Genomic DNA, 20,955 nt, shown 5'->3' on the forward strand with positions numbered 1-20,955 from the left:
ACAGAATCGGCTCACTCCAGCGAACAGGAATCTCACGTGAACCCAGATCTCACGCTCGCGCCGCAGCCAGACAGAGGACCGATCTTCGTCAAGTCCCGCCCGGTCCGTACCGGCGACATCGACGTCGCCAAGCAGGTCAGGCTCGACGCCGTCGCCCGTTATCTGCAGGACATCGGCAACGACAACATCGAAGCCGCCGGCGCCATCGACACTCATCCGCTCTGGATAGTGCGTCGTACGGTCGTCGATGTCGTACGCCCGGCGATCTGGCCGGAAGAGTTGACGATGACTCGCTGGTGCTCCGGCTTCTCCACGAGATGGGCGAACATGCGCGTGCGCTTCGACGGCAGCAACGGCGCGCTGATGGAAACCGAAGGCTTCTGGATCAACATCAGCGCCGAGTCGGGCATGCCCACGCGGATGAGTGACGACTTCATGCGGCCGTTGGAAGAATCCACCGACGAGCATCGCCTGAAGTGGAAGCGTGTCCTCGCCGAGAACGCACCGGAGGCGGATGACGCGGGTGTTCTGGACACGCCGTTCGCTCTGCGCGCCACGGATATCGACCCGTTCGACCACGTCAACAACGCCGTCTACTGGCAGGCAGTCGAAGAGGTCCTCAGCGCGCGCACCGAACTGCGTACAGTTCCGCATCGAGCACTGATCGAGTACCTCTCCCCCATCGTCTCCAGTGACGACGTCGTCCTGCGCAGCCGCGTCGACGACAAGACCGTCACGGTCTGGTTCCTGGTCGGCGAAGCGCTCCGCGCAGTTGCGCAGGTGAGCGCCCTCTAACGCAGTTTCTGGGTCGCGACAGCCGCGACACCGAACACCAACGCAAGAAGAATCGCGGCCCAGAAACCGAAGAGCCACCACACCACGCCGAACACGACCACTGCCGGGGCAACGGTGATGAAAGCGATGGTGGGGCTTTCGCGTACCACCTCGAGTGCAGTTCGGGCATTAGTTCGATCGAGCTTCTTACCGGCCATCGAAAACCTCCTTCAAGGTCCTGACCATCCAGAGTAACCGGACTGACGGGCACAAAGCGGATACCGTGAACGCATGGCCGACCACCGCACCCTCGTCCTCATGCGACACGGCAAGTCCAGCTACCCCGAGGGCATCCGTGATCACGAGCGTCCGCTCGCCGAACGGGGCCTGCGCGAGGCCCGCATCGGCGGCGAATGGATCCGCGAAAACGTCCCGCCCGTAGACGCCGTTCTGTGCTCCACCTCCCGGCGGACCGTCGAAACCCTTGCCTCGACGGGAATCGAAGCTCCCGCCGGATTCGAGAAGTCCATCTACGGCGGCTCACCCGCAGACGTCATTGCAGCTGCGCGAACCACGTCCGACCACGTCAAGACGCTCCTGATCGTCGGACACGAACCCGGAATTCCCTGGACTGCACTCGATCTCGCATCGAACGAAAACTCCGAAGCAGCCCAACGTATCCGCGACAAGTTCCCGACTTCGGCGATCGCCGTCCTCTCCGTACCGGTGCCGTGGACCGAACTCGACGACTCCGTCGCCACTTTGCTCGAGTTTCACGTGCCCCGTTAGATCGACCACACCGCTAAAGCACCTCACGTAGAAGGCGGTCCGAAAGTGCAAGCGCGTCACGGTCGTACGTCGACGTCGACGCCAGCACTTCGTCGGCACCGGTCCGCTCGGCGAGATCGTGAAGCTGTTGTTTCACCTCGACAGGTGTGCCGTGCAGCGCCGACGCCATGAACGACTCGATACGCCTGGCATTTCGATCACTGCGCGGGGCGCGCCTGATCTCGTCCGGCGACGCGAGCGGAGGAAACTCCCCCGTCCGTGACGATTCTGCGAGCGCGTATGCCTCCGGGATCAGCAACTCACGCGCCGCGTCGGTGGTATCGGCAACCGCCACTTCGAGAGAAACCACCACATAGGGTTCGGGATGAGCGTCGGTGGCCCGGAAAGCTCGGCGGTACTCGTCCAATGCATCCACCCGGTCGGTGCTCCCGGTTCCGAGTATCGGCCCACCCACGACCACCGGAAGCCCCAGTTGCGCTGCCACTTTCAAACCTGTACGCGTCGCGAGTACGAAGATCGGCACCCCGGTCTCCGACGCCGGCCGTGCCGTCACTGCCGCGGATCCGTCCAGGTAGCGCCTCACCTCTTCGAGATCTGACGCAAACGTGTCCGGAGCATCCTTGCTGCGTCGTAGTGCCTGACGAACAGGCTCCGTGAATCCCAGCGATCGGCCGAGGCCGAGATCGATTCGCCCCGGGTACAGAGCCTCCAGCATCAAGAACTGCTCGGCGACGATCAGCGGTTGGTGATTCGGCAGCATGACCCCACCGCTCCCGAGTCTGATATCGCGCGTATGCGCGCCGATCGCGGCAAGCAGTACTGCCGGCGACCCGCTCCCGATCCCGGGCACCGCGTGATGCTCGGCCACCCAGAACCGGTGGTAGCCGAGAGCGTCGGCGTGCGCGGCGCGTTCGACGGAATGCGTCAGAGCTGCGGAGTCGGGGTATCCGCTCCTGGTTCGGGATCGGTCGAGAAGTGAGAGAAGCACTCTCGGAGCAACAAGGAATTCGGAAAGTTTCATCCGGACGCCTAATGAGGACCGTTTCTGACCGCAATCCCCGCAACACTGGACCTGTCGCCGGAATCCACCATCACATGAAGGGCACGTCATGGACATCAAGCTCGAACTGGTCGCCATTCCCGTCACCGACATCGACCGCGCCAAGGACTTCTACGTCCGCCTCGGCTTCAACGCCGACCACGATCACACGGTCAGCGAGGACCTGCGCTTCGTCCAGCTGACCCCACCCGGTTCGGCCTGCTCGATCTGCATCGGCAAGGGAATCACCGACGCCGAGCCCGGTTCCGTCGTCGGCATGCAGGTAGTGGTCAAGGACATCGAAGAGGCTGAGCGCGAGTTCAAGAGCCGCGGCATCGACATCAGCCCGATCGACGACCAGGCTTGGGGCCGATTCATCTACTTCGCCGACCCCGACGGCAACAAGTGGGCAGTCCAGGAGATCGTCATCCCGGACCTCAGCGGCAGCAACTCCTGAAGCGAGCGAGATGAAAAATCCCCCCACCTCTTTCGAGGTGGGGGGATTTTCTACGAACTAACGCTTAGCGGTAGTCGTCACATACGACTACCCGACTAGCGGTAGTCGTTGCTGAAGCCGTAGTCGTCCAGCGGAACTGCAGCACCGGTGTTCTGGCCGAAGCCGTCCGGGCTGTAGTACTGGTCGTCGTACGACGGCACTGCGTAAGCAGCGGCGCGTGCCTCTTCGGTGGGCTGAACCTGGATGTTGCGGTAACGGTTGATACCGGTACCGGCAGGGATCAGCTTACCGATGATGACATTTTCCTTCAGACCGATCAGCTTGTCCGAGCGGCAGTTGATAGCCGCGTCGGTCAAGACACGAGTGGTCTCCTGGAACGATGCCGCGGACAGCCACGAATCCGTCGCGAGCGACGCCTTCGTGATACCCATGAGCACCGGACGGCCGGCTGCGGGCTCGCCACCCTCGGCGACAACGCGGCGGTTTGCCGACTCGAACTCGGCGCGCTCGGTGAGCGAACCGGGCAGGAACTCGGTGGCACCGGAATCGATGATCGTCACGCGACGAAGCATCTGGCGCACGATGACCTCGATGTGCTTGTCGTGGATCGACACACCCTGGCTCCGGTACACCTCCTGGACCTCGTTGACCAAGTGGATCTGAACCTGACGCGGACCCATGACTCGCAGGACCTCGTGGGGATCGGCAGCACCTTCCATGAGCTGCTGTCCGACCTCGACGTGGTCACCGTCAGCCAAGAGGCTTTCGCGACCGTCGGCATGCTTGAAGACGCGCAGACGCTGACGCTTGCTGAGCTTGTCGTAGACAACCTCTTCGCCGCCGTCGTCCGGAACGATGGTGATCTTGTAGAAACGATCGCCGTCTTCGAGCTGTACCCGACCGGTGACGTCCGCGATAGGAGCCTTGCCCTTGGGCACACGTGCCTCGAACAGCTCCTGGACACGCGGCAGACCGCCGGTGATGTCATCTCCTGCGACACCACCCTGGTGGAAGGTACGCATGGTCAGCTGGGTACCGGGCTCACCGATCGACTGAGCGGCGACGATACCGACAGCCTCACCGATGTCGACCAGCTTGCCTGTGGCCATCGAGCGGCCGTAGCAAGTGGCGCAAACGCCGGTGCCGGTGGTGCAGGTCAGGACCGAGCGGACCTTGACCGTCGTGATGCCGGCTTCGAGCAGAGCATCGATCGCGGGGTCACCGAGATCGTGGCCACGCTCGACGATGACGGTGCCGTTCGCGTCGACTGCATCGGCCGCCAAGGTACGGGCGTACGTGCTGGTCTCCACGTGAGCATCGCGGATCATCGTGCCGTCGGCCTGCTTCTCGGCGATCGTGGTGACGATGCCGCGCTCTGTTCCACAGTCGACCTCACGGACGATGACGTCCTGCGAAACGTCCACCAGACGACGGGTCAGGTAACCCGAGTCGGCGGTGCGGAGTGCGGTATCGGCCAGACCCTTACGAGCACCGTGCGTGTTGATGAAGTACTCGAGAACGGTCAGGCCTTCCTTGAAGGAAGACTTGATCGGACGCGGGATGAACTCACCCTTCGGGTTTGTCACCAGACCCTTCATACCGGCGAGCGAGCGAACCTGAGTCATGTTGCCGGCTGCGCCGGACTTCACGATCATCGGGATCGGGTTGCTGTCGGGGAAGTGAGCCTCCATGGCCTTGCCGACCTTGTCGGTCGCTTCCTGCCAAATGGTGACCAGAGCGCTGTTGCGCTCCTTCTTGTCCAGAGCACCACGCTGGTACTGCTTCTCGATCTTGTCGGCCTGAGCCTCGAAGTCCTCGATGATGGCAGGCTTCTCCGGCGGCACGAGCACGTCGGAAATCGAGACCGTGACACCCGAACGGGTGGCCCAGTAGAACCCGACGTCCTTGAGCTTGTCGACGGTCTGAGCAACCACGATCATCGGGTACCGCTCGGCGAGATCGTTGATGATCGTCGCCTGGCGCTTCTTCGGCATCTGCTCGTTGACGAACGGGTAGTCCGCCGGAAGCAGCTCGTTGAAGAGCACACGGCCGAGTGTCGTGGTGGCGGTCCAGCCGTCACCGTATTTCCAGCCCTCGGGGAACAGTTCGTTCTCGAGGTCGCGCGGCGGACGCTGCTGCGTCAGACGCACCTTGATCTGAGCCTGAACCGAGAGCGCGCCGCGGTCGACTGCCATCTGAGCCTCGGCGGGCGAGGAGTACACGCCCTGCTCTGCCTCGTCGTTGGTCGGAGCAACGAGCTCACCGGTGACACCCTCGTCGAGACGGGTCAGGTGGAACAGACCCGTGACCATGTCCAGACGCGGCATGGCGAGCGGGCGACCCGAAGCAGGCGAGAGGATGTTGTTCGAGGACAGCATCAGGATGCGGGCCTCGGCCTGAGCCTCTGCCGACAGCGGGAGGTGAACAGCCATCTGGTCACCGTCGAAGTCGGCGTTGAAGGCCTCACACACCAGCGGGTGGAGCTGAATGGCCTTGCCCTCGACGAGCTGCGGCTCGAATGCCTGGATACCCAGACGGTGCAGCGTAGGTGCACGGTTGAGCAGCACGGGGTGCTCGGCGATGACCTCTTCGAGGACGTCCCACACCTGGACGCGCTTGCGCTCGACCATGCGCTTGGCCGACTTGATGTTCTGCGCGTGGTTGAGATCGACCAGACGCTTCATCACGAACGGCTTGAACAGCTCGAGAGCCATCAGCTTGGGCAGACCACACTGGTGCAGCTTGAGCTGAGGACCGACGACGATCACGGAACGACCCGAGTAGTCGACGCGCTTACCGAGCAGGTTCTGACGGAAACGACCCTGCTTGCCCTTGAGCAGATCGCTCAGGGACTTCAGCGGGCGGTTACCCGGTCCGGTGACCGGACGTCCACGACGACCGTTGTCGAACAGGGCGTCGACCGACTCCTGCAGCATCCGCTTCTCGTTGTTGACGATGATCTCGGGAGCACCGAGGTCGATCAGTCGCTTGAGGCGGTTGTTGCGGTTGATGACGCGGCGGTACAGGTCGTTGAGGTCGGACGTCGCGAAACGTCCACCGTCGAGCTGAACCATCGGGCGAAGCTCCGGCGGGATCACCGGAACAGCGTTGAGGACCATGCCCATCGGCGAGTTGCCGTTGGTCTGGAATGCCGCAACCACCTTGAGGCGCTTGAGTGCACGCAGCTTCTTCTGGCCCTTGCCGCTGCGGATGGTCTCGCGGAGAGACTCCGCCTCGGCGTCGAGGTCGAAGTTCTGCATCAGGATCTGGATGGACTCTGCGCCCATCGCACCCGTGAAGTACTCGCCGTAACGGTCGACCAGCTCGCGGTACAGGAGCTCGTCGATGATGAGCTGCTTGACGCTCAGCTTGGTGAAGGTGGTCCAGATCTCGTCGAGACGATCCAGCTCACGCTGCGCGCGGTCACGGAGCTGACGCATTTCGCGCTCGCCGCCGTCCTTGACCTTGCGGCGGACATCGGACTTCGCGCCCTCTGCCTCGAGCTCGGCGATGTCGGCTTCGAGCTTCTGCGCACGTGCCTCGAGATCGGCGTCGCGCTGATCTGCGACGGTCTTCTTCTCGACCTGCATCTCGGCTTCGAGGGTGGACAGCTCGTTGTGACGGAGCTCCTCGTCGACGCCGACGATGACGTAGGCAGCGAAGTAGATGATCTTTTCGAGATCCTTCGGAGCCAGGTCGAGCAGGTAACCGAGACGGCTCGGAACACCCTTGAAGTACCAGATGTGCGTGACCGGTGCGGCCAGTTCGATGTGACCCATACGCTCACGACGAACCTTGGCGCGAGTGACCTCGACGCCACAGCGCTCACAGATGATGCCCTTGAAGCGGACACGCTTGTACTTACCGCAGTAGCACTCCCAGTCCCGGGTGGGGCCGAAGATCTTCTCGCAGAAGAGGCCGTCCTTCTCGGGCTTGAGCGTGCGGTAGTTGATGGTCTCCGGCTTCTTGACCTCGCCGTAGGACCAATTGCGGATGTCCTCTGCACTGGCCAAGCCAATGCGGAGTTCATCGAAGAAGTTGACGTCGAGCACGTAACTTCCTTTCCCCGTTGGGGTTACGGTTGCCGGTCACCCGGCAACCTGACTGCCAATTCAAATGTGAACTACGCCCCCGGGCCGCTCTTTCAAGAGCAACCCGGGGACCGAAACCTAGTTCGCGAGGTCGTCGACCGTCGCAGCTTCGTTCCTGGACAGGTTGATGCCCAGGTTCGCTGCGGCCCGCTCCAAGTCCTCGTCGTCGCCGTCCGCCATCGTGATGGCCGCGCCGTCCGAGGACAGCACCTCCACGTTGAGGCAGAGCGACTGGAGCTCCTTGAGGAGCACCTTGAACGACTCGGGGATGCCGGGTTCGGGGATGTTCTCGCCCTTGACGATGGCTTCGTACACCTTGACTCGACCGACCACGTCGTCCGACTTGATGGTCAGCAGTTCCTGCAGCGTGTAAGCCGCGCCGTAGGCCTGCATCGCCCAGCACTCCATCTCACCGAAGCGCTGGCCACCGAACTGGGCCTTACCACCGAGAGGCTGCTGCGTGATCATCGAGTACGGACCGGTCGAACGAGCGTGGATCTTGTCGTCGACCAAGTGGTGCAGCTTGATGATGTACATGTAACCGACCGAGACCGGGTACGGGAACGGCTCGCCGGAGCGGCCGTCGAACAAGGTGGCCTTTCCGTCGGGTCCGACCATCTGCTCGCCGTCACGGTTCGGCAGCGTCGCGCCGAGGAGACCGGTGAGCTCGTCTTCCTTCGCACCGTCGAACACCGGGGTGGCGATGTTCGAGTCGGCCGGAGCGGACAGCATCTCTTCCGGCAGGGTCGCAGCCCAGTCGGGACGAGTGCCGTCGGACGCGATCTGAATGTTCCAGCCGGTCTTGCCGATCCACCCGAGGTGGGTCTCCAAGACCTGACCGATGTTCATACGACGCGGGACACCGTGCGTGTTCAAGATGATGTCGACAGGCGTGCCGTCCGAGAGGAACGGCATGTCTTCCTGCGGCAGGATCTTGCCGATGACGCCCTTGTTACCGTGGCGGCCGGCGAGCTTGTCGCCGTCCTGGATCTTGCGCTTCTGTGCCACGTAGACGCGGACCAACTCGTTGACACCGGGAGGCAGATCGTCGTCTTCGTCACGTGAGAAGACGCGGATTCCGATGACCTTGCCGGTCTCACCGTGAGGAACCTTGAGGGACGTGTCACGAACCTCGCGAGCCTTCTCACCGAAGATGGCGCGAAGGAGGCGCTCTTCGGGGGTCAGCTCGGTCTCGCCCTTCGGCGTGACCTTTCCGACCAGCACGTCGCCGTCACGAACCTCGGCACCGATACGGATGATGCCGCGCTCGTCGAGGTCGGCGAGGACCTCGTCGGAGACGTTCGGGATGTCGCGAGTGATTTCCTCGGCACCGAGCTTGGTGTCGCGGGCATCGATCTCGTGCTCCTCGATGTGAATCGAGGTCAGGACGTCCTCTTCCACGAGACGCTGCGACAGAATGATCGCGTCCTCGTAGTTGTGGCCTTCCCACGGCATGATCGCGACGAGCAAGTTCTTGCCCAGCGCCATCTCACCGTTCTCGGTGCAAGGGCCGTCGGCCAGAACCTGGCCGGCCTCGACACGCTGTCCCTCGTCCACGATCGGACGCTGGTTGGCGCACGTGCCCTGGTTGGAACGCGCGAACTTGCGCATCCGGTACGTCTTGCGGCTTCCGTCGTCAGCCATCACCGTGACGTAGTCCGCGGAGATCTCCTCCACGACACCGGTCTTCTCGGTGATGATGACGTCGCCGGCATCCACAGCTGCACGCAGCTCCATGCCGGTTCCGACGAGAGGTGCCTCGCTGCGAACCAGCGGGACAGCCTGACGCTGCATGTTCGCGCCCATCAGGGCACGGTTGGCATCGTCGTGCTCGAGGAACGGAATCATCGCGGTTGCGACGGACACCATCTGACGCGGCGAAACGTCCATGTAGTCGATGTCGGAGGACGCGACGAACTCGACCTCGCCACCCTTACGGCGGACGAGAATCTTCGAGTCGGTGAAGCGACCCTCGCGGTCGATGGCCGAGTTGGCCTGCGCGACTACGTGGCGGTCTTCTTCGTCAGCGGTCAGGTAGTCGACCTCGTCGGTCACCTGTCCGTCGACGACGCGACGGTACGGGGTCTCGATGAAACCGAACGGGTTGACGCGGGCGTAGACCGACAGCGAACCGATCAGGCCGATGTTCGGGCCTTCCGGGGTCTCGATCGGGCACATGCGGCCGTAGTGCGACGGGTGAACGTCGCGAACCTCGAGGCCGGCGCGCTCACGGGACAGACCACCCGGGCCGAGGGCGGACAGACGACGCTTGTGCGTCAGCCCCGACAGCGGGTTGTTCTGGTCCATGAACTGCGACAGCTGGGAGGTTCCGAAGAACTCCCTGATCGCAGCGACGACGGGCCGGATGTTGATCAGCGTCTGAGGCGTGATTGCCTCGACGTCCTGCGTGGTCATGCGCTCACGAACCACACGCTCCATGCGGGACAGGCCCACGCGGATCTGGTTCTGAATGAGCTCGCCGACGGTACGCAGACGACGGTTGCCGAAGTGGTCGATGTCGTCGACCTCGACGGGAACCTCGACGCCGCCCGGAGCCGTCATCGAGGTGTCACCTGCGTGCAGACGCACGAGGTACTCGACGGTGGCGACGATGTCTTCTTCGGTGAGCGTGGATGCAACGATCGGCTGACCCGCGTTCAGGCCGAGCTTCTTGTTGATCTTGTAACGACCCACGCGAGCGAGGTCGTAGCGCTTGTCCTTGAAGAACAGGTTCTCCAGCAGGGTCTGCGCGCTCTCCTTGGTGGGGGGCTCGCCCGGACGCAGCTTGCGGTAGATGTCGAGCAACGCCTCATCGGTGCCGGCGGTGTTGTCCTTCTCCAGCGTGGCCATGAGGATCTCGGAGAAGCCGAAGCGCTCCGTGATCTGCTCGGTGGTCCAGCCGAGTGCCTTGAGCAGGACGGTGACAGGCTGACGACGCTTGCGGTCGATACGGACACCAACGGTGTCGCGCTTGTCGACGTCGAACTCGAGCCATGCGCCGCGACCCGGGATCACCTTGACGCTGTGCAGATCCTTCTCGGTGCTCTTGTCGACGCTCATGTCGAAGTACACACCGGGGGAACGCACGAGCTGCGAGACGACCACGCGCTCGGTGCCGTTGATGATGAAGGTGCCCTTGTCGGTCATCATCGGGAAATCTCCCATGAAGACCGTCTGGCTCTTGATCTCACCAGTGTTGTTGTTGATGAACTCCGCGGTGACGAACAACGGCGCCGCGTAGGTCATGTCCTTGTCTTTGCACTCGTCCGTCGAGGCCTTGACCTCGTCGAATCGAGGGTCGGAGAAGGACAGCGACATAGTGCCGTTGAAATCCTCGATCGGAGAAAGCTCCGCGAGGATGTCCTCGAGACCACCGGACACTGCATTGTCGCCGAGTGCCGCTGCTCGTTCACGCCAACTCTGCGCGCCGATCAGCCACTCGAACGAATCTGTCTGTACGTCAAGAAGCCCGGGAACTTCGAGGGGTTCGCGAACTTTCGCGAACGAAACCCTCTTCGGGGCTCCGGGGATTCCGGAAACTGCCTTGGTCTGGCTAGAGACTGCCAAGATGCGTCCTTCCAGCACCTCACGCGGGCCGCTCCGTGCTGTTGCGACCGCCGCTGTATCTGCTTCGAATTTCGCTGGTTACAACCCGAACGAAACCCGTCGCAGAAAGCAAGAAGTACTTGACTTCGCAGCGGTTGAGACGAGGGGTGGACAGGAGGCAGCCAGCGCAACGTCCGAAAGTACACCCTTACTCTGGAAATGTCGAGTCGGGTGTAACTGAGGGTCGAATTCAGATACTGACGTGAGACTGCCGATCACTCGTCCGTGCATGTTCACCGATCAGAGTGGACCTTGCGGACCGCTCCGTCAAGGGCGAGAGCGCGTGTCGCAGCATTCGAACATTCGTGACGCGCATTCGAACACTGCCACCGGAAGTGTAGCCAGCAACGGCGTCACATACGAAAAATCTGGACCGACATCGTGCGTCGGTCCAGATCTTCGCGCTGGTACTGGTCGCGAATCTCCGAGCTACTGGTCGCGAATCTCCGAGATCAGCCAGTTTCCGTCCTGCTTCTCCAGGCTCACGATGACCATTCCGGAGCGAGAGTCTGCCGCCACGCCGTTCTGCGTCGAGCTGACGTTCAGTTGGGCGAGCAACTGCGCCCGGTCCTTCTCGAGTCGTGTGATCCCGATCAGCGGGACATCAGCGGTCGTTGCCGTCTGAGTTTGTTCGACGCCGGCCTTCTGCGTGTCCTTGTACTGCGTCAGCTGATCGCGCATCGACTGGTTCAGGCCCTGTACACCCTTGTCGAAATCGGCGTCGAACGTGTCGGGCGAGAACGTGAAGACTGCAGCCAACGCCGACGGCGTCACACGAAGAACCTCAGCCGTGGCGCCTTCGTCCACCCAGGCGATGTCGTCCGCCTTCGCGCCGACTTTGAAGAAGGCGATGCCGGCGAGGATCGCGACGATGACCGCTGCGGCCCCCAGGATCGCGACCAGGCGCCAACCGGCCTTGGATTGTGTAGGTGTTGTCGCCGACTCCCTCGCGCCCGTCTCCGGGGTAGCAGGGGCCTTGGGCTCGTCTGCGACGGTTTTCGCCGGTTTGGTCAGATCGGGGCCTGGTGTGGATTCCGGAGCGTCGGTTTCCGACTTCGGCGGCTCGATGTCGCCGGACTCGGCCTTCGTGAGCGTCGGCTTCGCAACCTCCTGTGTCTCTTCTTCCGGCTGTTCGATCGTGGGCTCGACCGGGTCCGAGTCGGACGTCCCCGCGGGGACGTTGAGCGAACGAGCGCTTCCAGCGATCTTCGGCCGACGGTTCTGAGGGGAGGACGGTCCGCCGGTACGACGTTTGGGTGGCATTACGCGCTTCTCCTTCGAGGGATGTCGGTGTGCAGGTTCGACGAACTACTGGCCACCGGAATCACCACCCTCGGTTGTCGGTGCAGGAGCACCGGATGCAGGTGCTTCGGTCCCCGAACCGGGTGCGGGCGTTGCGTCAGGAGCAGGCGTGGAGCCGTCGGCAGCCGGCAGAGTGCCCGAGCCGAGATCGAGCCGCGATCCGATCGGATCAGCGGACTGCGCCTTCCAGACCCCGTCGACCTCGACCATGCCCAGGCGCATGCCGAGCTGATTCTTGACGAACTGGTTGCCCTGGGTCGTGGTGACTCGAACGACGACCAGTGCCGTGGCGGTCCGGTCATCGGTATTGAGCTCGGTCAGCGCGGACTGCACAACTTCGGTATCAGCCTTCGAACCCGAGTTACGCAACTCGTCGGTGATGGAATCCTGAACGGTCTGCAGATACGTCGTCATCTCGTCACCGGTCACCGAAGAACGCATGTTCTCGATCGACTGGTCGAGATTGGCCGAATCCGCATTGTTGAGGTTGATCGCGACTTGCTGCGCACCGATCAGCGCGTCGTCACGCATCTCGGCGGTGGTGCGGTCGGTGGTGAGCGCCCGAACGTACGGGACGCCGAACACACCGAGCGCAACCACTGCCGCCAGAAGCAAGACACCGACCGCAATCAGAGACGCTGTCAGCCCCTTCGGTCTACCGGTTGTCGGCGCTCCCGATTCGACTTGCTCGGGCCCGCCGGACTGCGGGGAACTGTTTCTCTGAATCACACTCACTACCCTACTTACATGTTTTGCCCAGCCTCTGGCCGCGAATCGTCAACTGCCACAACTCAGTAGCCTGAACTGCACAAACTCGACCACATTCGGATCGGTCTACTTCGGTGTCACTCCGAGCAACGGCGCCAACTGCGTCGCGATCGGGTTGAGGTTCAACTTGTCCGGATCGACCTTCGGCTTGAAGTCCCAAGGCTGGATCGTGTCGGGATCGGCGTACACCACGCGGTTGGCACTGCGGACGCCCGTCTCGCTGCCCAGCGGCGTCTCACACGACGCCGCGGTGTTGAGCGGGAAATCCTGCTGGGTGTCGTCGAAGTTGGGATTCTGACGTTTCATCTCGTCCAGGATCGCCATGGTGCCTTCGTAACCCACCGTGCACGAGAGCGGATTATTGGTCTCGAGCACCAAGCCCTGATGGACCGTTCCGTCGCCGGGAGCAACCGTCGGTGCGGCAGCGGCCAGGCCGGGAAGGAAGATCAGGAACGGCTGCAGCGCGATCGTTCGGGGTGCAAGCGTCTTGGTGGTCGCGGCAAGATTGGTCAGGTCAGTCGTCAGGCTCGGGCCCGCCTCGTTGATGAGGGCACCGATCTGATCGCTGGCCGGGATGCCGTTGTCGATCAAGCGACGGATGTCCGGATCGCTGGTCCGCAACTGCGCCGTGACAGCATCGAGATCGGTACTGAACTGCTTGATCGCGGAGGACTGATCCGACTGCGTCGTCAGTACCGTCTCACTGTTCCGAATCAGCGCGAGCGTCTGAGGCAGAGTGTCGAGCCCGGACTGCGAGAGACCGGACAGCGAATCGGCCAGGACCTGAATGTCCTCGCCCTTGCCGTTGAATGCGGCACCGAGTTCGACGGCGACGGTGTGGAGCGCGTCGACCGGCACGGACTTGACCAAGCCGTTGGCACTGGTCAGCACATCCTCGATCGGGATCGGAGTTGTGGTGTCCCCCACCGCGATCACCGAGCCGTCCGCGAGGAACGGTCCCTGATCGGTATCGGGCTGAAGGTCGACGTACTGCTCACCGATGGCGGAGCGGTTGGCCACGACTGCACGGGCCGACGCGGGAATCTCCGGAGCACTGTTGTCGATCTTCAGGTCGACCTGAATTCCGTCCTCGGTCAACGACATGTCGCCCACTCGACCGACCGGCACACCGCGATACGTCACTTCGGCGTTGGTGAAAATTCCACCGGACGTGGCCAATTCGGTCTTGACCGTGTACTGACCGAACCCCATGAGGTTGTCCAGACGCACGTACTTGGCGCCGACGTAGATGAGACCCAGAAGCGCGACCACCACGAAGCCGACGAGCTGCCATCTGACCAGAGCTGATCTCACTGTCCATCACCACCGATTCCGAACTGTTCCAGCATTCCCTGGATGGGGTTGAGTGGGTCCGCTGCCGGAGCCGGTGTTGCCGGGTCACCGGCCGTGGTGGCGGGTAGACCGGCGACGACGGGGATCTGCGGCAGGATCGGAGCAATCGGCAGCAGCGACACCGTCGGCCAACCCGGCCGCGGTCCGTTTCCGTTGTAGTACGGGTTGGACGGATCTACCACCGGCTTGGGATTGCCGAACTTCGGCTGACGGTATTCCGGTTCACCCTGTCCGACACCGAGACCCGAGAGAGTGTTGCCGATCTGCAAGTCGACGCTCAGGAAGAGGTTCACGGAACCACCCTGCGCAATCTTCTCGACACCGTCCGGGAACGGGAACGTCGGAAGGAAAGGAAGTGCCCCGACGAAGTCGTCACCGGAGTCTGCGAGCGCCTGCAGAGTTGGACGCAGAGCCTGAAGATCGGCGATCAGATCGTCCTTGGACTGCGTGAGGACGTCGGTTCCCACTGTTCCGAGTCGATCCACCTGAGCAAGCATCTGCGTCAGCTGCGGGCGCTGCTCGTTGAGAACCTGTGTCGCAACGGGGAGTTCCTCGAGAATCTTCCCGATCTTCTCGTTCTGATCGTTGACGCGGGTCGAGAGCACATCCAGGCCGTCGAGCGCGCGGGTGATGTCGTCACGCTGTTCGTTGAGTCCACCGATGAGTGTGTTCGCCTGCTCCAGAAGACTTCTCGTCTTGCCCTCGCGACCGTCGAATGCGGCCCCGAGTTCTTCGACGATGGGTTGCAACTGGCCCACACCGCCGCCGTTGAGCAGCAGCGACAATGCGCCGAGAACCTGCTCGATCTCCGTGGCGTGGCGAGTGCGATCGAGCGGAATCAGGTCTCCGTCGGCCAGCTTCGCAGAGTCCGGTCCGGACGGCGGGGCCGACAACTGGATGAACTTCTCGCCGAGCAGGTTGGTCTGCTCGACCGCGGCAATTGCGTTGGCGGGTAGATCAACCGACGAGTCGAGGATGATTCCGACGTCCGCGGTCCATCCGTCCGGTCCGACCGACACGTCGTCGACTCGACCGACCGGAACACCGTCGACCTTCACAGCGGACTGCGGAACAAGGTCCAAGACATCGTCGAACTGAATGGTCAAGTGCATCGGATCGGAACCCACATCGGGACCGCCGGGAAGCGGAACCGCGTAGATTCCCTCGGACGAGCAGGCTGTTGCCGAGATCAGGACGGCGCACAGTCCGGCGCCGACTATCAATGAACGCTTCACTCGCCCTCCCCGTTTCCACTGGTCAGTCGCGGTGACACGACGCCGGGCACAGTGCCCGGAACTACCTGCATCTGTCGTTCGGAACCGGCAAGGATGCCGAAGGGAAGGTTCAGGCCTGCAGCCTGATTGGCTGCGTCGGTCATCGCCGCGACGTTTGCGCACTGGTCGATAGCCGGTTGCATCTGCCTTCCCAATGCCTCGAACCGAGGATCACCGGGCAACAGCTTGCCGAGGTCCATCAACTTGCAGAGCACGCCGGCCGGGTTCTGAAGATCAGGGAACGCCAGACGTGAAGCCAGCACACCTGATTCGGCGTCGTACGAGTTGACCAGGTTGGAGATCGCCAACGGAAGCATGGTGAGCGTGTTGGCCAGGGCTTCCTTGTTGTTCGCCAATGTCTGTGTCGGTTCGACGAGACCCTCGGTTGTCTGGACCAGTTGATCACGGTTGTCTGCCACGAACTTCGCGACGTCGCCGAGAGCAATCGAGAGCTGGTTCAAAGCGGCACCGAGATCGTCGCGCTCACCTGCCAAGAATCCGGTCAGGTCCGACAACTGAGTGTTGAACTGGCGCACCTGCTGATCGTTGGCCGCGAGAGCGCCCACGAAAGTATCCAGGTTCTTGATGGTGAGCGAGATGTTGTCACGCGAATCGTTGAGCGTCCGTGCGGCATCCGAGAGGTTGGTGATGCTGTCTCCCAACGCTTCACCGTTGCCCTCGAGGTTGGCCGCACCTGTCTCTACGAAATCGGACAGTGCTCCGTTCTTGTTGGCACCTTCAGGACCGAGCGCCGACGCGAGTTCGTCGATGCTGGAGTACAACTGGTCGACCTCGACGGGCGTCGCCGTCTTCTCGATAGGAATGACTGCACCGCTGGCCATCTTGTCGCCGCCGGTGAAGACCGGTGTCAGCTGGATGTAGCGGTCGGCAACCACCGAAGGCGTGATCTGAGCGGCACTGGCACCGGCGGGGATGTCGATCCCACGATCGACGCGCAACTCGACCTTGACCTGATCTCCCTGAGGTTCGACGGATTCGACGGTGCCGACCTTGACACCGAGAACACGAACGTCGGAACCGTCGTAGATACCCACCGACTTGTCGAAGTAGGCGGTGATCTTGGTGGTACCGGCGCGAGTGAACACCCACCACAGCGCGCCACCGATTACGAGTAACCCGATCAGAACAGCGGCGATGATCGCGACCGAGCGCTTCTTGGAGCCGCTTCCGGCTTCGGCAGTATCAGCCATCAGTTGCCTCCCAACGTACGAACGGGGTCACGGTAGCCCGGAATATCCGGCAGACCCGGCGGAAGGAGGTTCACGACGACCTGGTCGAACCAACGGCCGTTGCCGACCACGTTGGCGTACAAGCGAATGAAGGGTTCGTAGAGCTTCAGTGCCTTGTCCAAGTTCTCGTTGTTGGCCTTCAAGATGTCGATGACGCCGTTGAGCTGCGTCAGCGCCGGCCCGATTGCCGCCTCGTTGTCGCGAACGAGACCGGTGAGCTGCTGAGAGACGCGCTGAGTTCCGGTGAGCAGCTGCGAAATCGCTTGCTGGCGATTGTTGAGCTCCTGCACCAGAAGTCCGCCGTCTCGGATCAGCTGGGTGAACTCCTTGTTGCGATCCGCAAGAATCTGCGACGTCTTCCCGGTGGCGGCGAAGAGCTTCTGCAGGTCCTGATCGCGGCTCGCAATCGTCTGCGACAGCCGGCTGACACCGTCGAGCGAAGCGCGGACATCGCCAGGTGTCTCGGAGAATGCCTGGGACAACGTCTCCATGCTCTTCGCCAACTGGTCGGTGTCGATGTCGCCGACGGTGTCCGCCGCTGCCGAGAAGGCCTGAACGACGTCGTACGGAGAGGTGGTGCGCTCGAGCGGAATCCGGTCCTTGGGATCGAGGTTGTCGGTTCCGCGCGGATCGAGTGCGAGGTACTTCTGTCCCAGAATCGTCTTGATCTGAATGGACGCAGAGGTTTGATCTCCCACCCACGCGTCACTGACCTTGAAGTCGACGAGAACACGGTCACCGTCGAGGTCGACGGAAGTGACCTTGCCGACCTTCACGCCGGCGATACGAACCTCGTTGCCAGGCTTGAGACCCGCAGCTTCGGAGAACTCGGCGGAGTAGGACGAGCCTGCTCCCACGAACGGAAGCGAATCGAGGAAGAACGCGGACAAAGTGGCCAACAGCACCACGAAGATACCGATGGCTCCGGCCATTGCCGGACTGCGACGTTTACTCATCGACCTTGCAACTCCCTCATACCGTCTTGAGTGCATCGCGTGGCCGCGTTGGTGTAAATCGGCTGATTGACCGTCGGCAGGCCGGTGGGCAGATTCAGCGAGGCAGACTGTCCTGGACCGGCAACGATGTCGATTCCGCACAGGTAGAACTGGAACCAGGAACCGTAACTCGCTACGCGAGCGAGCTTGTCGAGCTTGACCGGCAAGGTCTCGAGCACCGCGTTCACATCGTCACTACGACGGTTGAGTGTGGTCGCCAGCGTGTTGAGCGCCGTGATCGAGCCCTGAATCGACGGCCGCGTCGGCTCGAGCAGATCTGCCGTGGCATCGGTCAACCCGGCGAGTGAGGTGACGGCCGAACCGACGACACCGCGCTCGTTGGCCAACCCGGTGACGAGTTGCTGGGTATTGACGATCAGCGAATCGAGGTTCTTGTCGTTCGCATTGACGGTGTCGAGAACGTCGTTGAGGTTCTTGATCACCGCCCCGATGACGGCGTCCTTGTCCGCGACGGTGTTGGTCAAACTCGCTGTGTTGCGGACGAGTTCGCTGATGGTGCCGGACTCCCCCTGGAAGACCTGGATGATCTGGTAGGACAGCTTGTTGACGTCGTCAGCGCTCAGGGTGGTGAACAGCGGCTTGAAGCCGTTGAACAGCGTCGTGAGATTTACTGCCGGGCGAGTCTGCGCCAACGGCAGGGTGTCGCCGCCGGTGATCTTCTGCCCCTGGCTGCCTTCACCTTGCGAGAGCGAAATGTATCGCTGCCCGACCAGGTTGCGGAACCGGATCGTGGCGATGGAACTGGCAGGCAACCAATCACGGTCGGACACCGAGAACTGCACCTCGGCCTGGTTGTCGTTGACGATCGCGATCTTCTCGACCTGTCCGACACGAACACCGGCGATGCGCACCTCGTCACCCTCGTTCAGCGAAGTGACGTCGGAGAACACTGCGTTGAACTTGGTGCCTCCGCCGCCGCCGAGGTTGGCGATGCTGGCGGCCAGCAATCCTGTTGCCAGGACGGTGACCACCACGAAGATGATGAGCTTTGTCAGTGGAGCTGCGAGTCCTCTCATTGGACGCTCACCTCCGCACCGGAAAATGCCGGAGCACTGACCATCGTGGTCCACGCCGGAACATCGTCCGGCGCAACACCGTTGGCCTGTCCGTAGATCACCTTCAACGTATCCTCTTCGAGTTTCGAGCCCGCGTAGCCGGCCTGCTGAGCAGGACCGCTGTTGTTGGTCGAGAACAACTGAGGTCCTGAGCCCTCGGGTGCAGGCAGGAATTCCATGGTGGCGGGACCGGGATTGCGGGAAGGAACCTGGTAGGAACCGTCACCGTACGAACCACCGGGGTACTGCGGGAACGGACGACCTGGCTCGGTCACGTTGTCGTAGCAAACCGGGCCGCGGTTGTCGACTAGCCGTGGCTCGTCCTGGTTGGGCAGGTAGCGACCCTTGGGGTTCACGATCTGAATACTCGCACGCACACCAGGATTGGGCGCATCGGTGGACAGGATCTTGGCAGCTTCCGGGGCGGTGTCCGAGAAGCCCTTGAACGTGCACCCGAACGTCGGTGAGTACTGAGCCAGAAGCTGGAGAGCTTCCTTCGAATCCGCAGCGAGCGTGATGATCGAGGACGAGTTCGCTTCGAGGAAGGCTGCGGTGTCCGACGATGTCACGGTGAGCGACGCCAGCAGAGTCCGCAACTGGTCCTGCTTCTGCACCACCGTGTTACCGGTCGTCCGCAGATTGTCGAGAGCGTTGATCAGATCGGGCGCAGCGTCCGAGTATGTCTGGGAGAAGTCCGCGAACTTGCGCAGATCCTCTTGCACCGCGGGCAGCTCGGTGTTGACGCCGCGGAAGATCTCCTCGAGACGATCGACCGTCAGACCGAGCTCAGCGCCGCGTCCCGTCAGACCCTGCGCGAGAGAACCGAGAGTGTTCGCCAGATCCTGCGGCGGAATCGCCTGCAGAAGTGGGAGCAGTCCGTCCAGAACGTCGCCGACCTCGACAGCGTTTCCGCTCTTGTCCTGCTGGATCACCGTTCCCGCGGAAATCGGAGCAGCGGTGGTTCCCTCCGGAATGATCAGGGAGACGTAGCGCTCACCGAAAAGCGTCTTCGGGAGCAGACGTGCCGTCACGTTCGACGGAATCAGATCAGCCTTGTCCGGTTCGATCGCGAGGACCGAGGTGACCTGGCCGTCTTTTGTCGACGCGGATCGCACCTCGCCGACCAGCAGACCACGAACCTTGACGTCCGCGTTAGGTGGCAATGCATTTCCGACGGTGTCGGTGACGAGGTCGATCTTCACGACGTCCTTGAACGTCTTGTTGAAGGTTCCGATGGTGAAGGCCAGGAACAGTGCCAACACCACGAAGAACACGAGTCCGAGCACACGGCGGCGCAGGACTGACGGAGCCTCGATCATCCGGCCACCCTCACTGTCGTCGTGGTGCCCCAGATTGCGAGGCTGAGGAAGAAGTCGAGAACGGCGATCGTGACGATTGCGGCGCGAACAGCGCGGCCGACGGCCACGCCGACGCCTGCGGGACCACCCGAGGCATGGAACCCGTAGTAGCAGTGGATCAGAATCAGCACGAAGGCGAAGACCAGGACTTTCGCAAACGAATACAGCACGTCCTGCGGTGGCAGGAACAGATTGAAGTAGTGGTCGTACGAGCCCGTCGACTGCCCGTTGAACACGGTACTGATCACTCGCGACGCGAGGTACGCCGCAAGCAGACCCACGATGTACAGCGGGATGACGGCGACGAAGCCGGCGATCATGCGGGTCGTGACCAGGAACGGCACTGACGGAACTGCCATGACCTCCAGTGCATCGATCTCTTCGGAGATTCGCATAGCGCCGAGTTGAGCGGTGAAACCACAACCCACCGTGGCCGAGAGCGCAAGAGCCGCAACGATCGGAGCGATCTCACGGGTGTTGACGTATGCGGACAGGAAGCCGGTCAGGACCGAGCTACCCAACTGCTCCAGAGCGGCGAAGCCCTGCAGACCGACGACGACACCGGTGAATCCCGACATCATCGCGATTACACCGATCGTTCCGCCGATGACTGCGAGCGCACCGCTACCGAAGGTCACTTCGGCGAGCAGCCGAAGCGTCTCCTTCCGGTACCGATGCAGGGTGCGCGGGGTCCATGCGATGGCGCGCGCGTAGAACGACATCTGCTCGCCCGCGCGGTCCAACGCGTTCACTGGAATTCTGGCAACTTTGCGGCTCTTCAGCAGGAACTGATCGCCGCGGCCTCGTGCGATGGTCATTTAGG

16 protein-coding genes are annotated in these 20,955 nt (G+C 62.4%); 3 read left to right on the top strand and 13 right to left on the bottom strand.

Annotated features, from left to right (window positions below):
- The first annotated feature begins 36 nt into the window (after positions 1 to 36).
- Positions 37 to 795, top strand: coding sequence for an acyl-[acyl-carrier-protein] thioesterase (locus tag H351_RS23305; RefSeq protein WP_020906825.1), 759 nt, complete (start codon positions 37 to 39; stop codon positions 793 to 795).
- On the opposite strand, the gene H351_RS23310 is transcribed toward H351_RS23305, so the two are convergent.
- Positions 792 to 992, bottom strand: coding sequence for a hypothetical protein (locus tag H351_RS23310; RefSeq protein ID WP_003941897.1), 201 nt, complete (start codon positions 990 to 992; stop codon positions 792 to 794). The genes H351_RS23305 and H351_RS23310 overlap by 4 nt on opposite strands.
- Positions 993 to 1,065: 73 nt before the next feature.
- Between H351_RS23310 and H351_RS23315 the strand changes: the two genes are divergently transcribed.
- Positions 1,066 to 1,563, top strand: coding sequence for a SixA phosphatase family protein (locus tag H351_RS23315; RefSeq protein WP_007728426.1), 498 nt, complete (start codon positions 1,066 to 1,068; stop codon positions 1,561 to 1,563).
- 13 nt (positions 1,564 to 1,576) lie between these two features.
- Here H351_RS23315 and H351_RS23320 read toward each other — a convergent pair whose 3' ends face one another.
- Positions 1,577 to 2,584, bottom strand: a complete 1,008-nt coding sequence (locus H351_RS23320) for an LLM class flavin-dependent oxidoreductase (protein ID WP_020968971.1) — start codon at positions 2,582 to 2,584, stop codon at positions 1,577 to 1,579.
- Between the two features lie 88 nt (positions 2,585 to 2,672).
- On the opposite strand from H351_RS23320, the gene H351_RS23325 reads away from it, so the two are divergent.
- A complete protein-coding gene (locus H351_RS23325) occupies positions 2,673 to 3,059 on the top strand; it encodes a glyoxalase superfamily protein (RefSeq protein WP_003942070.1) in 387 nt (128 codons plus the stop codon).
- A 95-nt stretch (positions 3,060 to 3,154) separates the two neighbouring features.
- Here H351_RS23325 and H351_RS23330 read toward each other — a convergent pair whose 3' ends face one another.
- From H351_RS23330 to H351_RS23380, 11 genes are all read right to left on the bottom strand, one after another.
- On the bottom strand, positions 3,155 to 7,111 hold the full coding sequence (locus H351_RS23330) for a DNA-directed RNA polymerase subunit beta' (RefSeq protein WP_019744304.1): 3,957 nt from the start codon (positions 7,109 to 7,111) through the stop codon (positions 3,155 to 3,157).
- A 117-nt stretch (positions 7,112 to 7,228) separates the two neighbouring features.
- Entirely contained in the window at positions 7,229 to 10,735 is a 3,507-nt protein-coding gene (rpoB, locus tag H351_RS23335; protein WP_019744305.1) for a DNA-directed RNA polymerase subunit beta, read from the bottom strand.
- Between the two features lie 450 nt (positions 10,736 to 11,185).
- Complete coding sequence (locus tag H351_RS23340) at positions 11,186 to 12,019, bottom strand: hypothetical protein (RefSeq protein ID WP_029254863.1); 834 nt, start codon at positions 12,017 to 12,019, stop codon at positions 11,186 to 11,188.
- Between the two features lie 45 nt (positions 12,020 to 12,064).
- Positions 12,065 to 12,793, bottom strand: a complete 729-nt coding sequence (locus H351_RS23345; protein WP_019744307.1) for a hypothetical protein — start codon at positions 12,791 to 12,793, stop codon at positions 12,065 to 12,067.
- A gap of 99 nt (positions 12,794 to 12,892) precedes the next feature.
- A complete protein-coding gene (locus H351_RS23350) occupies positions 12,893 to 14,140 on the bottom strand; it encodes an MCE family protein (protein WP_019744308.1) in 1,248 nt (415 codons plus the stop codon).
- Entirely contained in the window at positions 14,137 to 15,414 is a 1,278-nt protein-coding gene (locus tag H351_RS23355; RefSeq protein WP_020906821.1) for an MCE family protein, read from the bottom strand. The genes H351_RS23350 and H351_RS23355 overlap by 4 nt, the downstream gene beginning before the upstream one ends.
- Entirely contained in the window at positions 15,411 to 16,664 is a 1,254-nt protein-coding gene (locus H351_RS23360; protein WP_003941941.1) for an MCE family protein, read from the bottom strand. The genes H351_RS23355 and H351_RS23360 overlap by 4 nt, the downstream gene beginning before the upstream one ends.
- Complete coding sequence (locus tag H351_RS23365; protein ID WP_003942053.1) at positions 16,664 to 17,659, bottom strand: MCE family protein; 996 nt, start codon at positions 17,657 to 17,659, stop codon at positions 16,664 to 16,666. Before H351_RS23365 ends, H351_RS23360 begins: the two co-directional genes overlap by 1 nt.
- On the bottom strand, positions 17,656 to 18,735 hold the full coding sequence (locus H351_RS23370) for an MCE family protein (RefSeq protein ID WP_019744310.1): 1,080 nt from the start codon (positions 18,733 to 18,735) through the stop codon (positions 17,656 to 17,658). The genes H351_RS23365 and H351_RS23370 overlap by 4 nt, the downstream gene beginning before the upstream one ends.
- The gene (locus H351_RS23375; protein WP_019744311.1) at positions 18,732 to 20,093 is read right to left on the bottom strand and encodes an MCE family protein; all 1,362 of its coding nucleotides are present in this window, start codon (positions 20,091 to 20,093) and stop codon (positions 18,732 to 18,734) included. Before H351_RS23375 ends, H351_RS23370 begins: the two co-directional genes overlap by 4 nt.
- Complete coding sequence (locus H351_RS23380) at positions 20,090 to 20,950, bottom strand: MlaE family ABC transporter permease (protein WP_003941894.1); 861 nt, start codon at positions 20,948 to 20,950, stop codon at positions 20,090 to 20,092. Before H351_RS23380 ends, H351_RS23375 begins: the two co-directional genes overlap by 4 nt.
- Positions 20,951 to 20,955 lie beyond the last annotated feature (5 nt).

The organism is Rhodococcus erythropolis R138 (assembly GCF_000696675.2).
Classification (GTDB): domain Bacteria; phylum Actinomycetota; class Actinomycetes; order Mycobacteriales; family Mycobacteriaceae; genus Rhodococcus_F; species Rhodococcus_F erythropolis.

What these genes read in the sequence shown, in the direction of transcription:
- H351_RS23315 (WP_007728426.1), top strand. Translation starts at nt 1,066, where the DNA reads ATGGCCGACCACCGCACCCTCGTCCTCATGCGACACGGCAAGTCCAGC.
- H351_RS23340 (WP_029254863.1), bottom strand. Translation starts at nt 12,019, where the DNA reads ATGCCACCCAAACGTCGTACCGGCGGACCGTCCTCCCCTCAGAACCGT.
- H351_RS23365 (WP_003942053.1), bottom strand. Translation starts at nt 17,659, where the DNA reads ATGAGTAAACGTCGCAGTCCGGCAATGGCCGGAGCCATCGGTATCTTC.
- H351_RS23380 (WP_003941894.1), bottom strand. Translation starts at nt 20,950, where the DNA reads ATGACCATCGCACGAGGCCGCGGCGATCAGTTCCTGCTGAAGAGCCGC.
- H351_RS23310 (WP_003941897.1), bottom strand. Translation starts at nt 992, where the DNA reads ATGGCCGGTAAGAAGCTCGATCGAACTAATGCCCGAACTGCACTCGAG.
- H351_RS23325 (WP_003942070.1), top strand. Translation starts at nt 2,673, where the DNA reads ATGGACATCAAGCTCGAACTGGTCGCCATTCCCGTCACCGACATCGAC.
- H351_RS23320 (WP_020968971.1), bottom strand. Translation starts at nt 2,584, where the DNA reads ATGAAACTTTCCGAATTCCTTGTTGCTCCGAGAGTGCTTCTCTCACTT.
- H351_RS23375 (WP_019744311.1), bottom strand. Translation starts at nt 20,093, where the DNA reads ATGATCGAGGCTCCGTCAGTCCTGCGCCGCCGTGTGCTCGGACTCGTG.
- H351_RS23360 (WP_003941941.1), bottom strand. Translation starts at nt 16,664, where the DNA reads ATGGCTGATACTGCCGAAGCCGGAAGCGGCTCCAAGAAGCGCTCGGTC.
- H351_RS23370 (WP_019744310.1), bottom strand. Translation starts at nt 18,735, where the DNA reads ATGAGAGGACTCGCAGCTCCACTGACAAAGCTCATCATCTTCGTGGTG.